Origin of the sequence: Dysgonomonas sp. UBA7630 (assembly GCF_002483985.1) — a bacterium.
In the GTDB taxonomy this organism is placed as follows: domain Bacteria; phylum Bacteroidota; class Bacteroidia; order Bacteroidales; family Dysgonomonadaceae; genus Dysgonomonas.
This window is the reverse complement of record NZ_DLIY01000036.1, coordinates 103542-126302: the sequence shown is the minus strand read 5'-3', so window position 1 is coordinate 126302 and position 22761 is coordinate 103542. Positions and strand designations below refer to the sequence as shown.

The window sequence follows — 22761 nt, the reverse complement described above, 5'->3', positions numbered from 1 at the left end:
TTGGTTAAAAGCTGAATATAAAATATCAGGGACACGATCCAATAAATCTGTTAATTATTTGAATTATGAATAAAAAATACCATACTCAGGTTTATCCGAATCAAAGTTTGAAAGTTGAAAGATACTTTTTTACTCATCATAAAAGATCAAACCTTTATTTATTATTTCTATTATTGTTTTTTACAATATCTGTATCATATATTCATGCTGAAGGTTCTGGTAACTGGAAAGGCTCTGCAACAGTAAGTCGTCTAAGTTCGTTGTATGTTCCCGGAAATACTGCAGGAAATACAGGCTACGATACTCGCGGAAGCATGATGAGGCCTAGTGCAACCACGAATTATGATACGAATCACCGCTTCTATGTTTATGTAAAAGCGGGTGAAACTGTTTACTTTAGCTTTAGGAGTTCGACCAGCAGCAATTTTACTTGGTATTATGATAACTCATCGACAGGATATAATACATTTTTCCCTTCAGGACTTTCAGGTTCAGGACAAACGGCAGTTACCACAGCTAATAGTAATTTACAAGGAAGAACAAGTACTAATACAAGTCTGACACAGGCTCAAGCTTTTGCCGGACCCTCTGCTTTAACGTCGGGAGGCTATCCTACCACGGGAACCGCAAGTGCTACCAATACGAACGCGGGTGGTCAGTTTACAAACAATACCGGTCAGGATAGAGCTTTTTGGGTAGAAATGGCTAGTCCGGGTAACAATGGTTGGGAAATTACCGATTGGGATGTTACGGTCGCCTTCGGAACGACCAAGCGTCCAGGCCGTGTATACTGTAGGTATTGGAGTATTTATAGTGGCCTTCCTAGTACAGCCGGTCAAACAAATACGACTTCTTTCCACGACGATTTTGGATTCTATGTCCCTGTAGATAACACATATTCTGCACAAACAGACGATTATTATATTAAATATGTCAATTTTGGCAAGTCTAATGCGGGTTATGTTGTATTTTTTGCTAATGACTCCGGACCACTAAACGAGAAATTAGCGAATGGAGACCCCAATATTGAAGAAAACCGCAAATCTATTAAAGGAACATCCAATCGCTACCAGTATCCTTTATTTGTTGCAGAACCGGATGAATCTATTTGGAAAACTTCACGAGGTCCGGTTGCAAGTACAGACGTAAGATTTGGAAGAAAAGCAGATGCGACAGGTGGAGAAGCATATTTTATCGTATATGTGGATACTCCCGGAATTCTGGATATCCTAGTAGACATTGATGGCTCAGGAAGTTACTCTGCTGGTGATGTTCGCCTTTTCAGATACTTCAATGATGCAGGAACCTATGATGTGTATTGGGATGGGAAAGATGATAATGGCAACATTGTTCCGGCAGGGACTGTTATTAAGCTATTCACATCAGCGAATTTCTTCCCGGTCCATTTCCCTGTCTACGATATGGAACAAAGTCTTGGGATAACAATGAAAAACATCAGGCCGGTAGATATGAATAAGGCCACGGTTAAACTGTATTGGGATCATAGTAAGGTTTACACAGGAGGTCCCGGTAATAGAAATACCAATTGGTTTACAGTTCCAGCTAATCAATCCGGCACTTTTGCCAATAATAATGTACAATCTCCGGCTATAAATACTACGGGGGCTGATAGCCCTGCTAATATCTGGTGGGCTAATGGAAATAATGGTATTGGGAATGAAAATACATTTAATGTCTATGCAGGGTCATGGATGGAAACGATGGAGTTGAATTTTACATTCAACTGGGATAAGTCTGATATAGAAGTTATCAAAACAGTCAGCAACTCTACGCCGGCCATAGGAAGTGAGGTTACTTTCACGATCAAAGTAGCCAACAAAGGTATGATGTATTCTCAGAATATAATGGTAAGCGACCCACTACCTCCGGGATATGAATATATAAGCCATACAGCATCTATGGGTTCAACAGTTACGCCTTCACCTATCGGAAGTAATGATCCTGAAGTATGGACTGAAAAGCAAACGGTGTATGATCCAATTATTGGAATGTGGGATGTATATGATATACCATATGATGCACTTGATTTAAGCAAAAACGAAAGGACATTAACGATAAAAGCAAGGGTACTAAAAGCAGGGTTATATAATAATACAGCAGAAGGATATCCAGAGACAATAGAGTCAGATCCGGATCTAAGCAATAACATTTCAACAGTTATGGTAAATCCGACGAATACAACTAATGCTGTTAATGATATCAACGTAACTCAAGAAAATAAATCAATCAGCGGAAATGTATTGACCAATGACTTCGATTTGGAAGGACATATTCAAACTGTTACTTCTACAGGTTCTTTCACAACAGACAACGGCGGAACGATTGTAATAAATGCAAATGGCACTTATACATATACTCCTGCTAATGATTTTATCGGAACCGAATCTTTTACTTATACTGTATGTGATGATGTTCCTGCACCACTTAAAGCTTGTGCAACAGCAACAATTACAATCAATGTTATTCCAGAACGAGACCCATCCATTAATAACAATGTTGTAGCAAATGATGACACAGGGGTTACCGAGCAAGACAAGCCTGTATCGGGAAATCTTTTAACGAATGATTTTGACCCTGACGGAGATAACCTAATTATAAATACAACCCCAACAACTCCTCCTTCACATGGTACAGTTACAATATCATCAGACGGAACATACATCTATACTCCAGAATCAGGATTTAAAGGTGTAGATACTTTTGTATATGAAGTATGTGATGATGGTGACCCTGCAACATGCGACAGAGCAACAGTAACAATTACTGTATTACCAAAAAGTGATAAGACAAATCATACCTATGCAAATGATGATGCATATTATAGTGAAGTAAATAAAACAGTAAATGGAAACGTATTACTGAATGATTTTGATCCCGAAGGCGATAACCAGATAGTAAACACTACTCCGGTTAATGCTCCGGCTCATGGATCTTTAGTTCTAAATATTGATGGTACGTTTATTTATACTCCAAATAATGGATTTACAGGAACAGACAGTTTCGTATACGAAGTATGCGATAATGGTACTCCTGTAGCTTGTGACAAAGCGACTGTATACATTCACGTAAATCCTGAGCCAGTATCTCCAAATACAACTTATGCAATTGATGATATTAACATAACGTATAAGAATACATCTGTTGGTGGTAATGTATTGACCAATGACTTTGATCCCGAAGGGAACTCACAGACTGTGACCAATAATGGATCAATAACTACTACTAAAGGTGGAACCGTTATACTAAATGCTGATGGAAGTTATTTGTATACTCCAAAGAATGATTTCGTAGGAGAAGATAGTTTTACATATACAGTGTGTGACAATGGTGTTCCTCAAGCATGTGACCAAGCGACAGTAACAATCAAAGTAATTCAAAAAGCAGACCCAACAATAAATAATAACATCATAGCGAATGACGACGAAGCCGTTACCAGAAAAAACAGAAGTGTTTCGGGCAATGTACTAACCAATGATTTTGATCCCGATGGAGATAATATGACTGTTAATACAACGCTGATAACTTCTCCGAATAATGGTTCGGTTACAATAGCAGAAGACGGAACATATACATATACTCCTAATACCGACTTTGTAGGTCAAGACTCTTTCGTTTATGAAGTATGTGATGATGGTGATCCTGTAACTTGTGATCAGGCTACAGTGACTATAACAGTAATATTAGACCAAAGTGGTCAAGTGAATTATACTTTTGCACGCGACGATGTTTTCTACATTGATGGTAAAAAAACATTAAACGGTAATGTTTTGGATAATGATTTTGATCCCGAAGGGAATCAACAAATAGTAAATACAACTCCTGTCAGCAGCACTTCCAATGGTACACTTACATTGAATGCAAACGGAACGTTTTCTTATGTTGCCAATGACGGGTTTAAGGGTACGGATAGTTTTATATATGAAATATGCGATACTGGAACACCTCAGGCATGTGACCGTGCAACTGTTTATATTGTAGTAAATATACGTAATTATTGGTATGGAACAGTTGATACAGATTGGGCAAAAGAAAATAACTGGACAGCCAACTATGTTCCTGTGTCGGGTGAAAACATTGAATTTGCAACAGTTGCCAACAACGGATCTTCAGGAAGTGGAAACGGTGCGGGTGCAGCTGTAAATGATCTGTATTTAGACAAAGACCGAATTATTGGCGATCTTATCAACAACTCGGATATGAATCTCGTAGTAACGACTCAAAATCAATTGACAATAAACGGAACAGTCAATGACAGTAACTTTGATAAAGGAACTATCATCGTTAAAACATCTCCGGATGAAGCTACAGGCACACTTATTTTTACTAATCCTGCAACGAACTTAGCTGTAAATGCAACTGTCGAGTTCTATAACAAGGCATACGAATGTACAACTTGCGGATACTATAAGAGACAGTGGCAATATTTCGGGATACCTGTTAATAGCTCTGAATTTCCTTCTACCGGAGTAGAAACTGTAAACCAATGGGTAGAGCCTTACAGCGGAGATAAATGGCGTCCTGCACCATATAGCCCGGATACTCAATTAAAAGCATTCAAGGGTTATGAAATGACAAATAGTGCGACTTCTTTACCTGACAAAATATATAATTTCACAGGTACACTAAATGTAGGTGATGCGATTGTGCCATTAACAAAAACATCGAATGTAAATTATTCTGGTATGAATCTGATCGGTAACTCATATACAGCAGCAATCCCGATCTCAACAGATGCAATTACTTTTGGTACCGGACTATTGGAAGAAGAAACTGTATACTTATTCAATACAGGAACTCGTGACCAATGGCGTAAGCTAAATGGATCTACTGCTACCGGTATTAGCGGAGGACAATATCAAGCTGTACCATTCAGCTTGGCTGGTCAGGCAACTTTACCTGATAGGATCTTATCGATGCATACATTCATGCTGAATGCTAAAACATCCGGTTCGATAACTTTGAAATATGCTAAATTAGGAAAGAACGAATTGATTAATCAATCAGCTTGGCGTTCATTAAAAAGTAGCGATAGCGAAGCTTATCCTCATATTATTATGGATGTAATAGGTGATTCATCGGCCGACCGCGTATGGTTGTTCGAAAATCCGGCAACTACAAGCGGATTTGATAATGGTTGGGATGGATACAAGTTACTAGAAAATGGTTTGACTCAGGTTTACGTATCAGGTACAAATAAAGAGAAGTTTCAAATAGCAACAGTACCACAAATAGCAGGTACAGCTTTTGATGTAAAAACTTCAATAAATGAAAATTATACATTAAACCTATCTGTTACTCCGGATATAGAAAATCGTAAACTATACCTTCGAGATTTAACAACAGGACACATCTATCCTATTGTTAATAATGGAGAATATGCGATTAATGGAAAAAGTAGTTTAGATAAAAATCGCTTCGATATTGTTTCCAGCAGCTCTGTACTAACTGACGATGATGAAGGTTCAGCATTAATCAATATTACAGTAAATAACAATGTTATCGTAGTAACCAATATGTCTGAAGTAGATTGTCTGGCTATTGTATATGATCTGAACGGTAAAAAAATATTTAGTAAAAACGTTAAGAAGTATAGCTCTGAAAGCTTCACAGACGGTTACTTTATTCAAAACAGCGTTTATATAGTTAAAGTAGCAGATAATAAACAGACAGTAAAAAAGACTAGCAGGATATTTATGAAATAAAAGCCAGAGCAATAATTCTAATTAAAACGGAAAATATAGAAAGAGACATTCTTAAAATATACTATCAACCAAGATAGTAGTGTAGTTTTGTAAAAGTTTTTGGGAACCTGTGAGTCGTGAGATTCGTAGGTTCTATTTTTATTATAAATAATTAGAGATTTAGTACTAGCAATATTTGACGTCTACTTACAAGGTAATTCATCGAATATTTTGTAATATACAATAAGCTCCAATCATTTATTACAAATGATAGAGAAGCTAAACAAAAGAAACTTGGAAAAATCAGTATTTGTATAGTCTACAAAGAAGAAAGAATAGATATTAATTAGGTGCCTTAGAATACAAGTATGCAGCTATAAACATAAATACAATATTCGGTATCCATACAGCTAGCATTGGGGGCATTGTACCTGAAACAGCAAAAGAGGAGCTTACCGTCTGAAACATGATATAAGTCACACTCAACCCTAATCCGATTCCAATATTAAGCCCCATTCCGCCCTTCATTTTCCGAGCAGATAAGGATGCGCCTATTATGGTGAGTATAAATGCTGAAAATACTGATGCAAATCGCTTATGGAATTCTATCTCGAATTGAGTAATACTTACCCCCCCGACATTTGCCAATCCCTTTTCCTTCTGTCGTTGTATATACGAATACAGCTTGGGTGTTGACATTTGCTCAAAATCATTTACCGACACAAGAAAATCACTCGGTATAACATTCAATGTGGTATCTATTCGAGTCCCGGTTGTGATTTTCTCTTTCATACCATGAAATTCGCGTATAGAATAATTATTAAGAACCCAGTGATATGCTGTATCATATTCTATTCTGCTTGCAACCAGTCTCGATTTTAGTTCCTTGCCTTCAAATTTATCTAAAGAAAGATTATATCCTAGTCGTGTTTTATTATCAAAACGTTCGATATAAAGAATAACTCCTTTATCTACCTGCATTTGTATACGACTTGCATAATCGACACTTTTATCTTTTATATATTTGTTCTGAAATTTTATACGCGTTTCGTTGGCTGGTGGAATTATGAAACTACTTAAAATGAATGATCCTACTGCGATAATACCCGCTGAAATCATATAGNNATATAGGGTTTCATCAATCGCTTGAAACTCATCCCATTTGATAACATTGCTATAACCTCAGAATTATCAGCAAGTTTGGACGTAAAAAATATTACCGCAATAAACACAAATAATGCACTGAAGAGATTAGTGTAATACGGTACAAAATTCATGTAGTAGTCGAATATGATCGCTTTTAAGGGAGCATTATTACTTAAAAACTTATCAAGTCGTTCGTTTATATCAAACACTACGGATATAGAAATAATAAGAATAATTGAGAATATGTATGTTCCCAAAAATTTCTTTATTATGTACTTATCAAGTATTGATAGTATTTTCATTCTATTCAGTTAATCACAAACGTCTTGAAACATTCTCAATCATCATTCTTTTCCAGCTCAAAAAATCACCTGCTATTATATGCTGACGGGCTTCTTTGACAAGCCATAAATAAAAAGCCAGATTATGTATAGAAGCGATCTGTAATGCTAGAATTTCATTCGTTATAAATAAGTGACGAAGATATGCTTTTGTGTACAAAGTATCAACAAATGAAGCTCCATTTTCTTCTATTGCAGAAAAATCTTTAGCCCATTTCTGATTCCGCATATTCATAATCCCATTGTGAGTAAATAATTGTCCGTTACGTCCATTACGTGTGGGCATTATACAGTCAAACATATCTACTCCACGTTCTATCGCTTCGAGAATATTGGCCGGTGTACCTACACCCATCAGATAACGAGGTTTATCCTTTGGTAAAATCTCATTTACAACCTCTATCATTTCGTACATCTTCTCTGTAGGCTCTCCAACAGCTAACCCTCCAATAGCATTCCCGTCCGCACCTTTAGATGCTACATTCTCTGCAGCTCGTCTGCGTAAATCAGGATATACACATCCCTGTACAATAGGAAATAATGCTTGTTTATAACCGTACTCACATTCGGTTTCATTAAAACGTTTTATGCATCTATCAAGCCATCGTTCTGTGAGGTCTAGCGATTTTTTTGCATAAGTATAATCTGCATCGCCAGGTGTACATTCATCGAATGCCATCATTATATCAGCTCCGATAGTACGCTCTATATCCATTACGTATTCAGGAGTAAATACATGTTTAGAGCCATCGATATGAGAGCGAAAAATAGCACCTTCTTCAGTAAGCTTTCTATTATGAGCCAAAGAAAAAACCTGAAATCCCCCACTATCGGTCAAAATAGGCTTATTCCAACTATTAAATTTATGTAAACCTACTGCTTGTTGTAAAATGTCTAACCCCGGACGTAAATACAGATGGTATGTATTTCCTAATATTATTTGTGCCTGTATATCATTTTCGAGTTCAGTCATATGGACGGCCTTTACAGCACCTTGCGTCCCCACGGGCATGAATATAGGAGTCTCTATTTGTCCATGATCTGTCGTTATCAACCCTGCGCGAGCACTAGACTGATCATCGGTGTATTGAAGTTCAAAATCCATTCTATTTTTTTATTCAAATCTGAGATGTTCTGGCTTGTTCTGTATCTTCAGATTCTTCATCTTGAGCCAGATCTTTGAGTTGCACTAAAACTATCGAAGCCTTATTTTTCTTTACTACAGTAAACTGATAGTCCTCGGCTTCAAGCTTGTCGTGAGTATTAGGAATACGACCAAACTTATCTATTAAATAGCCGGCCAAGGTATCATATTGCTTATCCTTGTCGATAGGATGTGGTAGTTCGTCATTAATATCTGAGATGGCAGCTGTGGCAATTACAGAATATGTATTATCTCCGGTTTGTTCTACAAAAGGAATTTCATTGTCATACTCATCTTGAATCTCACCTACCAATTCTTCGAGAATATCTTCCATCGTAATAACCCCCTCTACTCCACCATATTCGTTAAGCACCATTGCTATTTGCTGATGCTTTACTTGAAATTCTTTCAGTAATTGACCAATCCTTTTGGTCTCTGGGGTAAATGAAACAGGACGAATAATAGAACGTATATCTACAGTTCCATTTATCCGCATTTTTTTCAAAATATCCTTTAGATGAACAACACCAATCGTATTATCTATATTATCTTCATAACATGGAATACGGGAATAACCTTCTTCTATTACAAATTCGAGGGTTTTCTCATCATAATCGTTAGCATCAATAGCTACAACTTGAGTGCGAGGAACCATTATCTGACGTGCTGTCCGTTCTGAAAAATCAAATGCATTTTGAATAATATCAAATTCGGCACTATCTACATTTCCGCTTTCCTTAGCTTGATCAACAAGATAGCGCAACTCGTCACTACTATATACTTCTTGCTCCGAAACAGTATGTAACCCAACTAGCTTGAGTATAAAATTGGCAATACCATTTAACATCCAGATAAATGGGCGACACAGCCAATAAAAAGCATGCAAAGGATATGCTACAGCCAATGTTGTCTGTTCCGAACGCTGTATTGCCAACGATTTAGGAGCTAATTCGCCTAAAACAATGTGGAGTATAGTAATAATAACAAATGCCGTAATAAGAGAAATAGTAGAAAGAATATTCGGAGCAAGTTCCAATCCGAATAGCCCTATTAATTCTTTTATTATTTTAGATACGACAGGCTCACCAATCCACCCTAAAGCCAAGCTGGCAATAGTAATACCAAACTGAGTAGCTGCAAGATATGCATCAAGGTGTGAAACTATACGCTTTGACAGGATTGCAGTACGACTACCTGCCTGAGCTTTCAGTTCCAGTTGAGAAGATCTTACTTTGACAATTGCAAATTCGGCTGCAACAAAAAAACCATTAAGAAAAACAAATAAAAGTGTAATTAGTATCGATATGACAATGTCCATATTTTTATATGAATGGTAATAGCTACAAAGATAATATAAATGTATATTTGTTTAACAAAAACGAATAAATCAATATCAATTAGTATTAATAAATTGTTGGAAATATATCATCTATTGATAGGTAAAACTTCAATCCAATAATCATCGGGGTCGTTTATAAAATAAAGTCCCATACTATGATTTTCGTAACAAACACACCCCATCTCTTTATGATATTCTCTAATTTTATCATAATCACCATCGACTCTTATACACAAGTGGCTTTCATTTTCTCCCAATTCATAAGCTTGAGAATGGTCTCTCAGCCATGTTAATTCTAAAGAAAAAGGGCTAACACCATCTCCCAAATATACAAGAGTAAAAGATCCGTCTGAAGCCTCTTTACGCCTTATCTCGTTCAAGCCCAATGCTTTTTTATAAAAACTGATGCTTTTATCCAAATCTGTTACATTTATATTGAAATGATCAAATCTTCCTTTTATTTCCATAATTCTTTTTCTTTTAATAAGAATACAAATATAATATGAATAAAATAAACGGTTGACTTTATCTCTTGTCTTTTGATAATCTTTTACATGTAGATTATTATAAAGATTTGATTTACATACCTCTAATTTATTTAAGCACTAAAAAAATGAAAACTTTTGAAATAAAGTCTTTTTCTTTTTATAAAAAGTACTATNNAGCTCAGTTGGTAGAGCACAACCTTGCCAAGGTTGGGGTCGCGAGTTCGAATCTCGTCTTCCGCTCCAATATGCGGGTGTAACTCAATGGTAGAGTGCTAGCCTTCCAAGCTAGTTACGAGGGTTCGATTCCCTTCACCCGCTCCATTTTGCGTTTTTAGCTCAGCTGGATAGAGCAACAGCCTTCTAAGCTGTGGGTCAAGCGTTCGAATCGCTTCGGGATCACAATACAGCAATTATAAATAGCTATATATCACAAGATGTATAGCTGTTTTTTTAGAAGACTATAGTGAGTATATACCAGAGATTTATTACAACATTTTATTGCAAACTTTTACGCTTGATTTATTAAACTATCTACATAGCACAAGCGATACTATATATTGAAGACATAAATAACAAGAGAAAAAGAGATGAGACATGTTCACAAACAACAAACCAAATTTATTTTGCATCATTAAATAGATCTGTTACAGAAGACATCAACAGTCTAATTATAAATAAGATAAGAATAAACAAAAAAAATATCTCCTGTTAAGAGATATTTAATTAATTACAAAATTAGAAAATAAATTGAATTTAAGTAATTAAAAGGCGTAAAAAAGAAAAAGGCATAATCTGCAATATGGTCATAAATTTAATTTAGATAGATCTACAAAAACATATAATACACGTTATCAATATATTACATATTTAGATATATCTCTTAACAGGAGATATACCCTATACGATAAATTTTGCCTTTGCTCTATACATTACATTTGTTGATTAATCAGAAAAATCAATGAGATAGCAAACTTTAGAAAAATAAATTATAGCATAATGTTTCTTTTCCACTCCAGACATTTACACGAACTATATATACCCATACAAAAGTTTCAATACCCTATAAAACGGGGTAACCATTTGTTTGTCTTTAATTTGTTTGTCTTTAATATTTGTTGTCATCCCATTTATTTTCAACCGCCGCTTGGGAAAGTATTCGGAAGAGAATATAGGGTATTGAAGTTTTTATACGGGATAGAATTATATAAGCAAAAAATGAGTGATTAAATATTTCATTATAAAACTAAAACATTTACTAAATGAAACCAACAAACTTCAAACTAAACAGAAGCAAACAGAAAACATTATTCATAGTTATAATGTTAGGAGCTTCTTCCTTATTACGTGGCCAGGTAACCATCGGTTCGGGATATGAACCAAATTCAAATGCATTACTCGATTTACAGGAGAATTCCGACCACAGTTCTACAAAGGGGTTACTGCTACCACGCGTTTCACTTTCATCAACAACATCGTTTTCTCCTTTGCTAGATCATGTCGCGGGGATGACTGTGTATAACACCGCTACGACGAACGATGTAAGCCCCGGATATTATTATAATGATGGGACTAAATGGATAAAACTTTTTGCGGAAGTTTCAGCAGTTACACCTAAATTCTTTTATATGCCATCTATTGTGCTACCGACAGATACCGCAGATCCATCTTACAATTCAGCTACACAAGAGTTTACTGTTGATTTATATACTCTTTACAGAGAACAATTCGAACTGACTAATTCAGCTTCGTCTATCAAGGGTGCGGGTGCAACAACTTTACCTGTGTTAGCAAGTAATGACTTAGAGTATTTCATTCCTTATTATGACAATACGGTTTTCCAGAATATCACATTGAGTAATACAGGGATTTTGAAATACAAACTTTTCGCACAATTTACTTATTCCGAAAAAACGTTTATGAACATTGTTTTTAAGGTTAAATGACAATAGTTTGTACAAAATAAAGATTAGTAAATTATGAAAATATTTTATGCATTAATATTTTGCGTATGCACCATTTCTGCATTTGCGCAAAACAATATAGTAAAGGATGCAAAACAAGAGACTAATGGAAATTATTGGTTTCGTAGTGTCACAATAAATGTTCGTAACTATGAGACTAAAGCTGAAGTATTGACGCATACCTTTAATGACACCACATCTCTAGATGGGATAAACAAGCTGCCATTTCCCATTCACCCCATATTCTTATCGGTATATATACAATCGGGAAAGCTAGCTGCTTGTACTTTGTGGAACAACCTCGCGGAATATAATGTAATCAATGAGGGAATGTTATTATTGCCAGCTAAAGAATCTGAGAAGGAAATAGAACCAAAACCAGAAGATAATTTTTCTTCGCCATATTCCTTGTCTCCTCTGTACTCTTTGACTATAGAAGGAAACACTGCAACATTTACTTTTCCAGAGATTTATGGAAATAGTGATTATAACTTTCCATTAGAGGGTACATTGACTATTGTTCTTGTTAAAGACGAATCTTATAAAAATATATTATGACAAAAAGAATTATTTATATATTCTCTTGTTTGTGTATAAGTTTACTTAGCTCGTCACAAATTGGAGCACAGACTTGTAGTCCCAACTTCACTGTAAGTACACAAATAAAGAATTCTACCTGTTTGTCGAATGGAGAAATAACCGTAACATTAGGGGGAGATACCACAAATATTTTTAATGTGCAATACGGACTTAGTTCTGAAGGCGGTTTTTCTATAAATCCTCAAAGTGATCATGTGTTGCGAAATATACCTCCCGGCACATATCAGCTGACTGTTCGAGCTTTTTGTAAAATAGACAGTGAGTATAGTACGGTTAAAAATCTCTCAAATCTGGTTGTAGGAGGTAATTACAAAGTGCCGGAAGTATCGCTTAATTCTGATGTATCACGTAAATCATATCTAGGATGTGGTACAGGTATTATTGCGCTGAATGTTACCAATGGCAGTGGAAATTTTGAGTTTACGATTACCTCGGCACCCGCAGGGGTTGCTACTCCGCAGACGGTGACGCCCACAAAGAGTGGTAATGTTTACACATTTCCTAACAAAAATTACCCTGCAGGGAATTACACCGTACAAGTAAATGACGGATGTTATACCTCAGTAAGAGATTTTACATTGGGTACTATTTCTGGATTTCCTACTTTTAGTAACCTTACTCAGACTGCTTTTCTCCCCGATTTGGATAATACTCAAGGTTCATGTGGATATGTAAAATGGACTGCCTCTTCTAATGAAATATTGGCTAATCTTGATTTTAAAAGATATTATAACGATAGAATGTATGAAATAGGAGCAGCTCCCGCCGGACAGATACCAACCCAATGGTCAGACTGGAACAGTACTGCCTCTGGCGGAATGTTATTGAATATATCTCCTTATAATATAGCTCATTTTTATTCATCAAATAGTCTTGCTATTTATATACGATTGAAAGGTTGTAATGACATTTACAAAAGCTTCACTACGAATATAAAAAAACCTACCTATTTCACTTATTCTATGCGTGATCGCAATTGCAATAACTATACATATACCGTAAGACCATGGACAGATTATGATGGATTATTTTGTTATCCATTAAATATTGTAGTAAAAAAAACAACAGGGGGAGATATCGTTTATAATAATCCGAACTGGTTGAACAGCGTCAATTCGAATGATATAATGACATTAGAGTATGATACTCAGTATACAGTTACGTGTACAGATCAAAATGGAACAGTAGTCACGAGTTCTATTTCCGCTATAAACCGGAACATTTCATTTTCAACCAATAGATTTGATTGTGATAGTTATCAACTAGTTTATTATCTACCAACCGGAACCCATAAGTGTATACCTGTTGAGGTGACTATTACCGACCCCAATAATGTGGTGGTATGTACCCAAACCCTAACTAATACTGCAACTAATTATTCTTGCCCTTTAGAGTATGGAAAAACATATACATTCACCGCAGTTTATGCAGATGGATTTACTTATACTACTACACGTAATATAGCATCCACACTACCTACAAGTTATGCATTGAGTACAAGTAGTTCATACGACGATAAATGTACTGTAGATAAAGGACGCTTATATATATACGCAAATGCAGGCTGGCCAATAGGAACGACTTTAACAATAACAGGACCGACTGGATATGTTTCACAATCGGCAACAATGACAGCGTCATCTGCCTCTTATACTATGCCTGCAACAAACTTACCTCCGGGAACTTACACTCTCACAGTGAATCATGGTTGCGGAAATCCTATCGTCTCGACCTTCAATAATCCGGGGATATATAACTATAAAGACCTTGGATATACTAGTCAACAAACTTGTTCGGGGATGAAAATAACTCCAACGGGTACTATAACATATAAACGTAATCCTACAACTACATATTACCGCTTAACTAGTGGTCCTACGGGATATGATAAAACAGTAATTGCACCCGGCGGATCCTTTACTTTCTCTGCACCGGGAACTTATGTGCTAGGTATATTAACAGATAATAATTCTGCCGCTTGTGTTATTGGTGATACAACGATTGTTTATACAGCTCCACCATTAGATCTCGACCCTAAGGCTACTTCGGCATATGTATGTGTAGGAGGAACAACTGGAAATATTTCGGTGAAAGCGATGAATGGAGTTGCTCCTTATACCTATCAGTTGTGGAATGCAGATAATACAGTGAAGATATCAGGTGTTGCAGATATAACAACCAGCGGCACTGCTCATTTTACTTACGGACTAGCAGATGAAACTTATACAATTCGTATCAACGACCAATGTGGAAACGCATTTAAGCAGCAGATAATGATATCAAACCTAGAGACCGCAAAAATAGTATATGCGAGTTCAAATCCGATTTGTACAGGAGGAACAATACAGCTTAAATGCATAACTCTGGGGAGCACTAATTATACATGGACAGGACCTAATGGTTTTACTTCTGATATGCAGAATCCGACTATTAGCAATGTAGATACAAATATGACAGGTTGGTATAAAGTATCGGTTACACCTGAGTTTTGTGGTATAGCGAAACTCGATAGCATACATGTTACAGTGACACCACCTTTGCTACCCACACCGAGTACTGCAGATCAATCTTTAGAGGTATGTGTACGAGAACAAGTAACTTTAACGGCAGAAGTGACAGGTGGAGAGGGATTCTATACCTATCAATGGCAATCGAGTACGGATGGCATATCTTGGTTTAATATAGCCGGAGCTGTCAGTGCTTCTTATATTCCTCCGACACAAATAAGATCAGGAACATATTATTATCGCAGAATAACCTCCGACACGACTTGCGGTACAGCCTACAATCTGATAAAAGTAAATGTAAAGGGTTGCTACATACTTGTAAATCCAAATATACGCAGTAAAATAGAGCGATAAAAAGACGGGACTTTCTGACCTTAGCCCGAATAAAACTACATATTTAAAGATGCAGAGTAAATAGTCTTTTTCTATTTACTCTGCTTTTATATCATTAAATAATACCAGCGATTTTTTGTCTATTATTTGATATTAAGAATATAAAGGTATTATCAATAGGTATTAGCTGTATATAAAAAGAGTATGCTCAAAAAACAAACATACTCTTTTCACTTATAAATCAAGAAAGCACGATATAAAGGACTGGTATTATAAGCCCCAGTAGTAGGTACCATTTGCCCCGTCCACTAATACCATTTTTCCCTTTTACCATAATAAGACCTGACAAGGCAAAGAAAATGAGAGATACGGCAAAGAAATCTGCCATTACACTCCAGCCCTTTACTTTATTGTAATGAAGCTTATTTATCCAATAAACGAACTGTCGTTTGCTATGCTTTTCGTAATCCAGCATTCCTCTTTCTGAATTGTAAACGCCGACTCCACCGTCTAGCATCAATCTAAGATGCTGGTCATCTATCGATAGAACTTTCCGCAAAGGCGGAACATCTTTCCTATCGCTCCACCAATATGTCAACTCTTGCGAATTGAGTCCTTTTTCAGCTTGAAGAGTTATCTCTTCGGTATGAAAAGCCGGGTCTTTTCCGTTCATATGATTCAATAGAATTCCTGAAATCGCATATACAAGACTGACACCAACCATCAGAAATCCTAAGTCTCTATGAATAACCCTTGCCAAACGGCGCAATGTTCTACTGCTCGACGATACTGAATTCTTCTCCATCTAAATAGTAAATGGCGTAATAATCTTTATTGTTTTTCTTCATCCAATCACGCATCTCGCTAATATTAGCAAGTTCGGCCTGGCAAGTTTCAGCAGAACCGTCTTCCTTCACTTTCTTTTCGTTTACATCTTTTTCGTACTGATCTATATATTCTTTTGTCAAGCGACGTTCTTTTAACACTCCGGTGATTGCTAATTCAGATCCTACCAATTCGCGATTGAAACCTCCTATATTTCCTTTAGCTTCGACCCGCATAGATACATTTTCGTTATCACCTACAATAAAACAACGTTTGCCCGAATGCTTACATGTGTGCGTTACACTACCTTTAACTATTACTTTTTTATTTACTAATTGGTCTGCCTCAGCCAATAAGCTATCTAATGGATACATGGAAAGATCTGATACTTGAGCTACAGACGTCGAATCAGCATCACTCCCTTTGTTTTCTGTGTTCTTGCTTGTGCAAGAGACTAAACAAATAGCCATATAGGCTAATAACATAATTTTTTTCATATACTTTATTTATTTTTTGAATTAGGCAAGATTAACAAGGCTACTAAGCCCGCTATACCGGTTAAAAAGATATATATTCCATTAAAAATTTTCCTTTTAGGAGAACCCGTTATAAAAATAACTGTCAAGAATGCTATAATTAGATTTACTGCAAAGCCATAAATCCCTATATAGTGAAAATAGGGTTGTATATAGCTAGTCTCTGATTTTTCGAGAGTTAAATATACAGGAAATGTCCATTTAGAAACAGCATCCCATCTACCGGGTGTACGATCAATAGTATGCTCTCCAATTCTTTTTAGGGTTTCGGCATCTAGTGCATAAATCTTTTTAGCAAAAGGTGTTACGACGGAAACAGTCCAATCGAACATGTTGCCCATCAAGATTACTTCGTCCTTTTGCATATCTATCGGATCTATATCCAATTTCACTGTCTTATAATTAGCTCCATCATTTTCGATAATAAATAGTTCACCTTGTTTGCTGAAAAGAAATCCATAAAATCTTTTATCGGCAACTTCCAGCATCGAGAAATATGAAGCCTGTATCTTTTCACCTATTTTTGTATTCTTTATATAAGGACGATTGTTAACCATCTTCATATGGAATAATTGATTGTTAGCATCCAACACAAAATATCCTTCATCGTAAGGCTTACGTGGATTTGGATTTCCTATAAGCCATTGGGCGGGATACTGAAACCCTTCTTTGTCCAGAGCCTGTTGAAAAAGCCTACTTTTTTCAACTTCCAATGTATTGGTTTGTGCATCTATAAACTCAATGTTATTTTTAAGACGAAACACATCGTTCGGAATTTCTAATCCTACACGCTTAGGCATAGTTTCTAATAAAATATAAAGCCCATTGACAGGAGTATTTATATCTGAAGGCTTGTATTTATAAACAACAGATTTAGATCGGAGTAACTGCGGGGTTATTTTTTGCCCATTGATACTATCCGGCAATTTCCCATCAGTCATCAACTGACGATAATTCAACATTGGCATGAGGGAGTCGAACTGCGCTGTATTATATTTGTTCCCCTTCAAATCTTGCATCGGGAACTTTTTGTTTTTGTAATCTATTAAGCCAATATCTTTCAGTATTGTACTGTAATAGGCAAAAGGATATTGGTCAGAGTTATATGTTGCTTTATTTACCAAAGCAGGAATTACCCACATTCCTATTAAGGTTATGAACAACAGTATGATTATATAAATAATATTTTTAAACTTCATTTCTGTAACTTTCTATCAATTAATATTCCGTTATTGTGCCCCATCTTTAAACCGATACATAGAATAGAAGGGAAAGAAAAAGCAAAGAACCATTAAAACTACAAGATATGGCATAAATGGCATGTAGGCTCCTGAAACGGAGCGGATGAATAGGAAAGAAAGAAAGCCAATAGAGGCCAATGTATATCCTATTCGTTGACGCCATATGGGTTCAAGGCTTATCCATGCAGCGAATAAGTATCCAAAAATACCAGCAAGCAAATATGGTAAGTTTGCCCATATCATTGCTTTTATAATTTCTGAAGGATAATAGAAAGAAAAAGAAAACGATAAGACTAGATAGCTTAACAAAAAGATAAACAACAAGATGCCTATTCCCAAAAAGAGTAAGACAGACATAATTTTTGTTTCTAACATAGGTAAATGCAAAGTCAATTTAAGACGCTTGTCATGCATTTCAGGGGCAAATTGAGAAACACCTAATAAAAGACCAGCCAAAAGAGGAATCCATTGTGCAAATCCGGGGAGAATAGGCATATCTTTAAGTATCACTGTCGACCAAATTTGTACAGCACCTCCAAGACGAAATTGTTGTCCTGTGTTTATGAGTGTGTAAATAATCAGAGCAACGAAGATAATTCCAATTAAGGTAACCACACGTCGGGTTTTAATCCATTCTTTAAATAAAAGAGCTTGTATCATATCTATTTGTATTCTGTTTCTTATTAATATTTACCTGTCAAACCTATAAAAGCGTCCTCTAATGTCAAAGCTTCCTCTTTTACCTCAGCAACAGCAAAAGGTGCTAATTTTTGATTCACAGCTCCTATTCCGTCAAAGGAATAAGTTTCCCAGAACGATCCGATCTTTTCTGTATTCCATAATCCATCTAAAGCACCTATCTCTTCAGTCTTGGCTGTAAAGCGATAGCGTTTAAATTGATTCATGATGTAACTTGTAGGTTGGTGAAGTAATATTTTACCATAATCGAGAATAATACAATCATCAATAAGCATTTCCATATCTTGTATTATATGGGATGTAAGGAAAATCGTTTTATCTTCGGCTGTCGCATATTCTTTCAGATATTCGATAAACAAGCGGCGATAGCCGGGATCTAATCCCATAGAGAAATCGTCGAGAATCAGCAAATCGGGATTTTGCGCAAATAGTAATCCGAGAGCTACTTGAGAACGTTGCCCGCAAGACATCGTACTTATCTTCTGAGTTTTAGTTACCTGTAGTTTTTTCAGCAATTCATAATACGCATCTCTGTTCCAATTTGGGAAAAAACTACTATAGAATTTCTCTATTTGTACAACATTAAAATACGTATGCTGTATATGTCCTTCGAGCAAAAGGCCTATACGAGCTTTGGTCTGTGGCGTAAAGTGGTCCATTTCTTCACCAAAAATTCGACACACACCTGCTTGTGGACGTAGATATCCGTTGAGGATATTTATAATTGTGGTCTTTCCCGTTCCATTTTTTCCGAGCAATCCTAATATCTTGCCTTTCTTGACTTCAAAACTCAAGTCTTGGTAGATAAGTTTTGTTCCATAATAGTGTGTTATTTTGTCACACTGAATAATTGTATCCATAATTGGTTCTTTTATGATAGTTGTTCTTAGTGATTCCTTATTCTATTTATTAAAAGCCAACTCCTACCGATAGAGCCAGCTCATTAAAAGTTTTACCAATGTATTTGGTAGAAAAGGCATTTGTCAAAGCATAATTAAATTGTGCATACCCTTTTATCTTGCCTGGAAAAAGTCTTGAATAACGAAAACTTACATTTCCTCGGACACGGTCTGTCGTCAGATATTCGAATTCCCGGTAGATATAACGATTTAAACTAACAGAGGTAGATCCTTGAGTGGAAGAATCATAAGCCCCATCTTTCTTTTCGTTACCTCCTCCTGAAATATAACCGAATCCAAGAGTTAAACTATACTGATTTAATGATTTTAGAATATTACGACTCGCTGACATTCCTACACTCCATTGATTTATATCTTGTTTGCGGTAATTCGGATAAATAGAAACAGTTTGCTTCATATTATTTGCTTCTCCATTAATCTTCAATATCCATATAGGAGAATAATCTTTTACGCCAAGATATGCCGTATACCCAGCACTAAATTTCCAGATTTTCTTATTCAACATCTCTTCTTGGCTCGAATAGTCAATCACCGTAGTTCCATTGGGTAGCGTACTATCTTGATATGAATTTTCATAGTTCTTGAGCAATTCTCTACTTATATTAAATGAGAGTATGTGGCGATCGTTACTATTTAGCAATGTCAAATTACCCCGATACTCATTTATTTTAGAAGTATGTTCTGTATATACGACAGACGATGTGCCACGCTTACCATAATATCCGTCTCTCCACTTCAAAGTCAATTCATTAAAAAATAATATGTTAGGAGACAATGTAAAATTTAATTGAAGGGATGCTCCTTGAAACTCTTCAAATAGAGGTTTGCGAGTATTAGCCTCTGTATAACTATCACTTTTACTGAATCGTACCTGATGCCCATAAAAAACACCAAAGTCTATCAATGAGTTAAACTGTTGATCGGTATTCCCATATGATTGAAAACGTATTTCTTCGATCCTACGTCGATATGTATAATTAATACCAGCTTCCCAAAATGGAGATATCCGGTAAGCAGCTCCTAATGTGAGTATCAAGTCCATTTCTCTGTTTTCATGACGAAGATCTTTAAATTTTGCATAATTAGAAGTTTTATAATCTAATTTTGTTCCTACATTAAATCCTCTCGCAAGTTCCGTACTAAATGCCCCTATCAGATGATATATATCCAACGCCTTTTTCCCCTGCGTACTATCTGCATATTCTACGATGTTGAATGGGCTTACATAAGGATCAATAAAGGTAGCACCCCCCATATTTTTGCCTTCAAAATGGCTATAATTTACATTTCCATAAAATACTGTTTTGGAATTTAATCGATATAAAGATTTCACATCTGCTCCAGATTGGAAACTATTATCAGACTGAAAGTAGTTTCTTAACTTACCATTTTTCTTATTAAAATAAGCTTCGGCATAAGAGAGATTGTCGATAGTAATAGAATGAAGCCCGGCTGCATTATCAGAATACAGCCAGGGATTTGATTCTTGTACATACTCATAACTTTCCCATCCTGTTTTTTCGTATTGCGCAATTAGCTTTTTGGGTATACAAAATCCAACTAGAAGCAAAAGAATCGTTATATTATGTACTTTTTTAGTCATTATTTTTGTGTATTAATCTTTCAGGGAAGCTTTCTTACGTTGATGAAAATCGTTTGTTGAATTATTGGTATCTTTATATATAATGCGTGCACCATTTTTAATTGAAGCTTCGGCATCGATTGTACTTGGATCGGTTGTTCCATCTTGTTGATCGATTGTTCCCAATGAATAATTATAAACCAATTTCCCTGCATTACTTTCAACAGCTTCCGTTGCTTCTTTATCTACATTACGGTATACTGAGTACCCAAAACCATTAATCATTGTTACATAGCCCGCATCAACTGTAGAGGTTAGTCGCTTAACCCCATCAACTCCTTGTCCTTTTATTTCTACACCATCAAGAATCCATTCTACCGGAACCTTTAAGCTTACTAAAGCCGTACTTCCGAAATAATCTTCTCTTTTTGTTGCATCACTGGCAAATGCTGCCGGAGTTGTTCCTTGTGTATTAAAGATGAAGAATGTTGGAGATATAGTACTTAGAGGCCATGCATTACCCGCTCCATAAACAGATGCTGACAAGTAATGACTTGTAGGAATAACAGAAGCCGGAGAAGGATAAGATGTCGTATTTGTATATTGTCCCGAGATATCGTATGTACAATAATATTCAGAGTTCGCTAAATTTACCGAATTACTATAGGTTGTAGTATTGTCTACTGCATTTTTTAATGCAATTACAATTTGCTTACCGGATGCTATTTTTACCGGATTCTTAAAATACCAGATAGCTGCTCCTGCCGGAACCCATCCTTCTGCCTCGTACGAAAGCTTTCCGTTCGAATAGTATTTATTAGCAGATGTAAAATTGTAAGGTATAGTTGTACCTAACGCTGTATTTTCTAAGCTCAAATCAATACTTGAGTTATTATACAAAACAACGTATGCATCATTCTGAAATTTTCCCGATCCATCATTCTTTTGACATCCTCCAACATATAATTCTTTGATAACTATTTGTCCTGTCTTGGATGCATTCAATTTTAATTCAACCGGGGTGGTATTAACCCAATTATTTCCAATCGTAAGATTCGATTGACCATTCAAAACATAAGAGCTTCCACCAACGGCCCTATTATCAGTCGCTGTTACCTGATAGATACCTGTAGAGACTTTAAAAGATGCCTCCCCCGAAGCGTTTGTTGTTGCCGTATATGCTGCTTTCGTAGTTGTATTAACGAGTGTAACAATAACATTTTCAGATGAAGTGTAATCATCTGGATAAACTAGTTTAACAGCCACATCATAAGTTTGATATTTATCATTATCATCAGTGTCATTGCAAGAAGTTCCTATTGTAAGAACTGCTATTAGTAAGAAAAATAATTTTTGTAAATTCATAAGTTACTTTTTATATGTTTATATTTATTTTA

14 protein-coding genes, 2 tRNA genes and 1 pseudogene are annotated in these 22761 nt (G+C 35.9%); 6 read left to right on the top strand and 11 right to left on the bottom strand.

Features of this window, described 5'->3' with window-relative positions:
• Positions 1-65 precede the first annotated feature (65 nt).
• Positions 66-5723 carry an Ig-like domain-containing protein gene (locus B3P17_RS14715; protein WP_291106058.1) on the top strand — a complete coding sequence of 1886 codons (5658 nt, stop codon included), beginning with the start codon at positions 66-68 and terminating at the stop codon, positions 5721-5723.
• A gap of 321 nt (positions 5724-6044) precedes the next feature.
• Here B3P17_RS14715 and B3P17_RS14710 read toward each other — a convergent pair.
• The 4 genes and pseudogenes from B3P17_RS14710 to B3P17_RS14695 all read right to left on the bottom strand — a co-directional run bounded on the left by B3P17_RS14710 (position 6045) and on the right by B3P17_RS14695 (position 10139).
• Positions 6045-7150, bottom strand: a pseudogene (locus tag B3P17_RS14710) (LptF/LptG family permease).
• Positions 7151-7163: 13 nt separating this feature from the next.
• Positions 7164-8294 carry a tRNA guanosine(34) transglycosylase Tgt gene (gene tgt / locus B3P17_RS14705; protein ID WP_291106056.1) on the bottom strand — a complete coding sequence of 377 codons (1131 nt, stop codon included), beginning with the start codon at positions 8292-8294 and terminating at the stop codon, positions 7164-7166.
• Between the two features lie 13 nt (positions 8295-8307).
• The gene (locus B3P17_RS14700) at positions 8308-9651 is read right to left on the bottom strand and encodes a hemolysin family protein (protein WP_252637464.1); all 1344 of its coding nucleotides are present in this window, start codon (positions 9649-9651) and stop codon (positions 8308-8310) included.
• 107 nt (positions 9652-9758) lie between these two features.
• A complete protein-coding gene (locus tag B3P17_RS14695; RefSeq protein ID WP_252637466.1) occupies positions 9759-10139 on the bottom strand; it encodes a VOC family protein in 381 nt (126 codons plus the stop codon).
• Positions 10140-10407: 268 nt separating this feature from the next.
• Here B3P17_RS14695 and B3P17_RS14690 point away from each other — a divergent pair.
• The 5 genes from B3P17_RS14690 to B3P17_RS14670 all read left to right on the top strand — a co-directional run bounded on the left by B3P17_RS14690 (position 10408) and on the right by B3P17_RS14670 (position 15582).
• A tRNA-Gly gene (locus B3P17_RS14690) sits at positions 10408-10481 on the top strand.
• A 12-nt stretch (positions 10482-10493) separates the two neighbouring features.
• A tRNA-Arg gene (locus B3P17_RS14685) sits at positions 10494-10556 on the top strand.
• Positions 10557-11419: 863 nt separating this feature from the next.
• Complete coding sequence (locus B3P17_RS14680; RefSeq protein WP_252637468.1) at positions 11420-12103, top strand: hypothetical protein; 684 nt, start codon at positions 11420-11422, stop codon at positions 12101-12103.
• 33 nt (positions 12104-12136) lie between these two features.
• Positions 12137-12679 carry a hypothetical protein gene (locus B3P17_RS14675; RefSeq protein ID WP_252637470.1) on the top strand — a complete coding sequence of 181 codons (543 nt, stop codon included), beginning with the start codon at positions 12137-12139 and terminating at the stop codon, positions 12677-12679.
• The gene (locus tag B3P17_RS14670) at positions 12676-15582 is read left to right on the top strand and encodes a hypothetical protein (RefSeq protein WP_291106053.1); all 2907 of its coding nucleotides are present in this window, start codon (positions 12676-12678) and stop codon (positions 15580-15582) included. Before B3P17_RS14675 ends, B3P17_RS14670 begins: the two co-directional genes overlap by 4 nt.
• A 220-nt stretch (positions 15583-15802) precedes the next feature.
• Here the strand turns inward: B3P17_RS14670 and B3P17_RS14665 are convergent, their stop codons facing one another.
• From B3P17_RS14665 to B3P17_RS14635, 7 genes are read right to left on the bottom strand one after another with little or no spacing between them, the layout of a single operon-like run.
• Positions 15803-16366, bottom strand: coding sequence for a PepSY-associated TM helix domain-containing protein (locus B3P17_RS14665; protein WP_252637474.1), 564 nt, complete (start codon positions 16364-16366; stop codon positions 15803-15805).
• A complete protein-coding gene (locus B3P17_RS14660; RefSeq protein WP_252637475.1) occupies positions 16335-16883 on the bottom strand; it encodes a hypothetical protein in 549 nt (182 codons plus the stop codon). Before B3P17_RS14660 ends, B3P17_RS14665 begins: the two co-directional genes overlap by 32 nt.
• A gap of 5 nt (positions 16884-16888) precedes the next feature.
• Entirely contained in the window at positions 16889-18121 is a 1233-nt protein-coding gene (locus B3P17_RS14655) for a DUF4857 domain-containing protein (RefSeq protein ID WP_252637476.1), read from the bottom strand.
• A 30-nt stretch (positions 18122-18151) separates the two neighbouring features.
• Complete coding sequence (locus B3P17_RS14650; RefSeq protein WP_252637477.1) at positions 18152-18823, bottom strand: hypothetical protein; 672 nt, start codon at positions 18821-18823, stop codon at positions 18152-18154.
• 23 nt (positions 18824-18846) lie between these two features.
• Positions 18847-19722, bottom strand: coding sequence for an ABC transporter ATP-binding protein (locus B3P17_RS14645; RefSeq protein ID WP_252637479.1), 876 nt, complete (start codon positions 19720-19722; stop codon positions 18847-18849).
• A 49-nt stretch (positions 19723-19771) separates the two neighbouring features.
• Entirely contained in the window at positions 19772-21385 is a 1614-nt protein-coding gene (locus B3P17_RS14640; protein WP_291106049.1) for a DUF6850 family outer membrane beta-barrel protein, read from the bottom strand.
• A 12-nt stretch (positions 21386-21397) separates the two neighbouring features.
• Positions 21398-22729: a DUF4876 domain-containing protein gene (locus tag B3P17_RS14635; protein WP_252637482.1), complete on the bottom strand. Its 1332-nt coding sequence runs from the start codon at positions 22727-22729 to the stop codon at positions 21398-21400.
• Positions 22730-22761 lie beyond the last annotated feature (32 nt).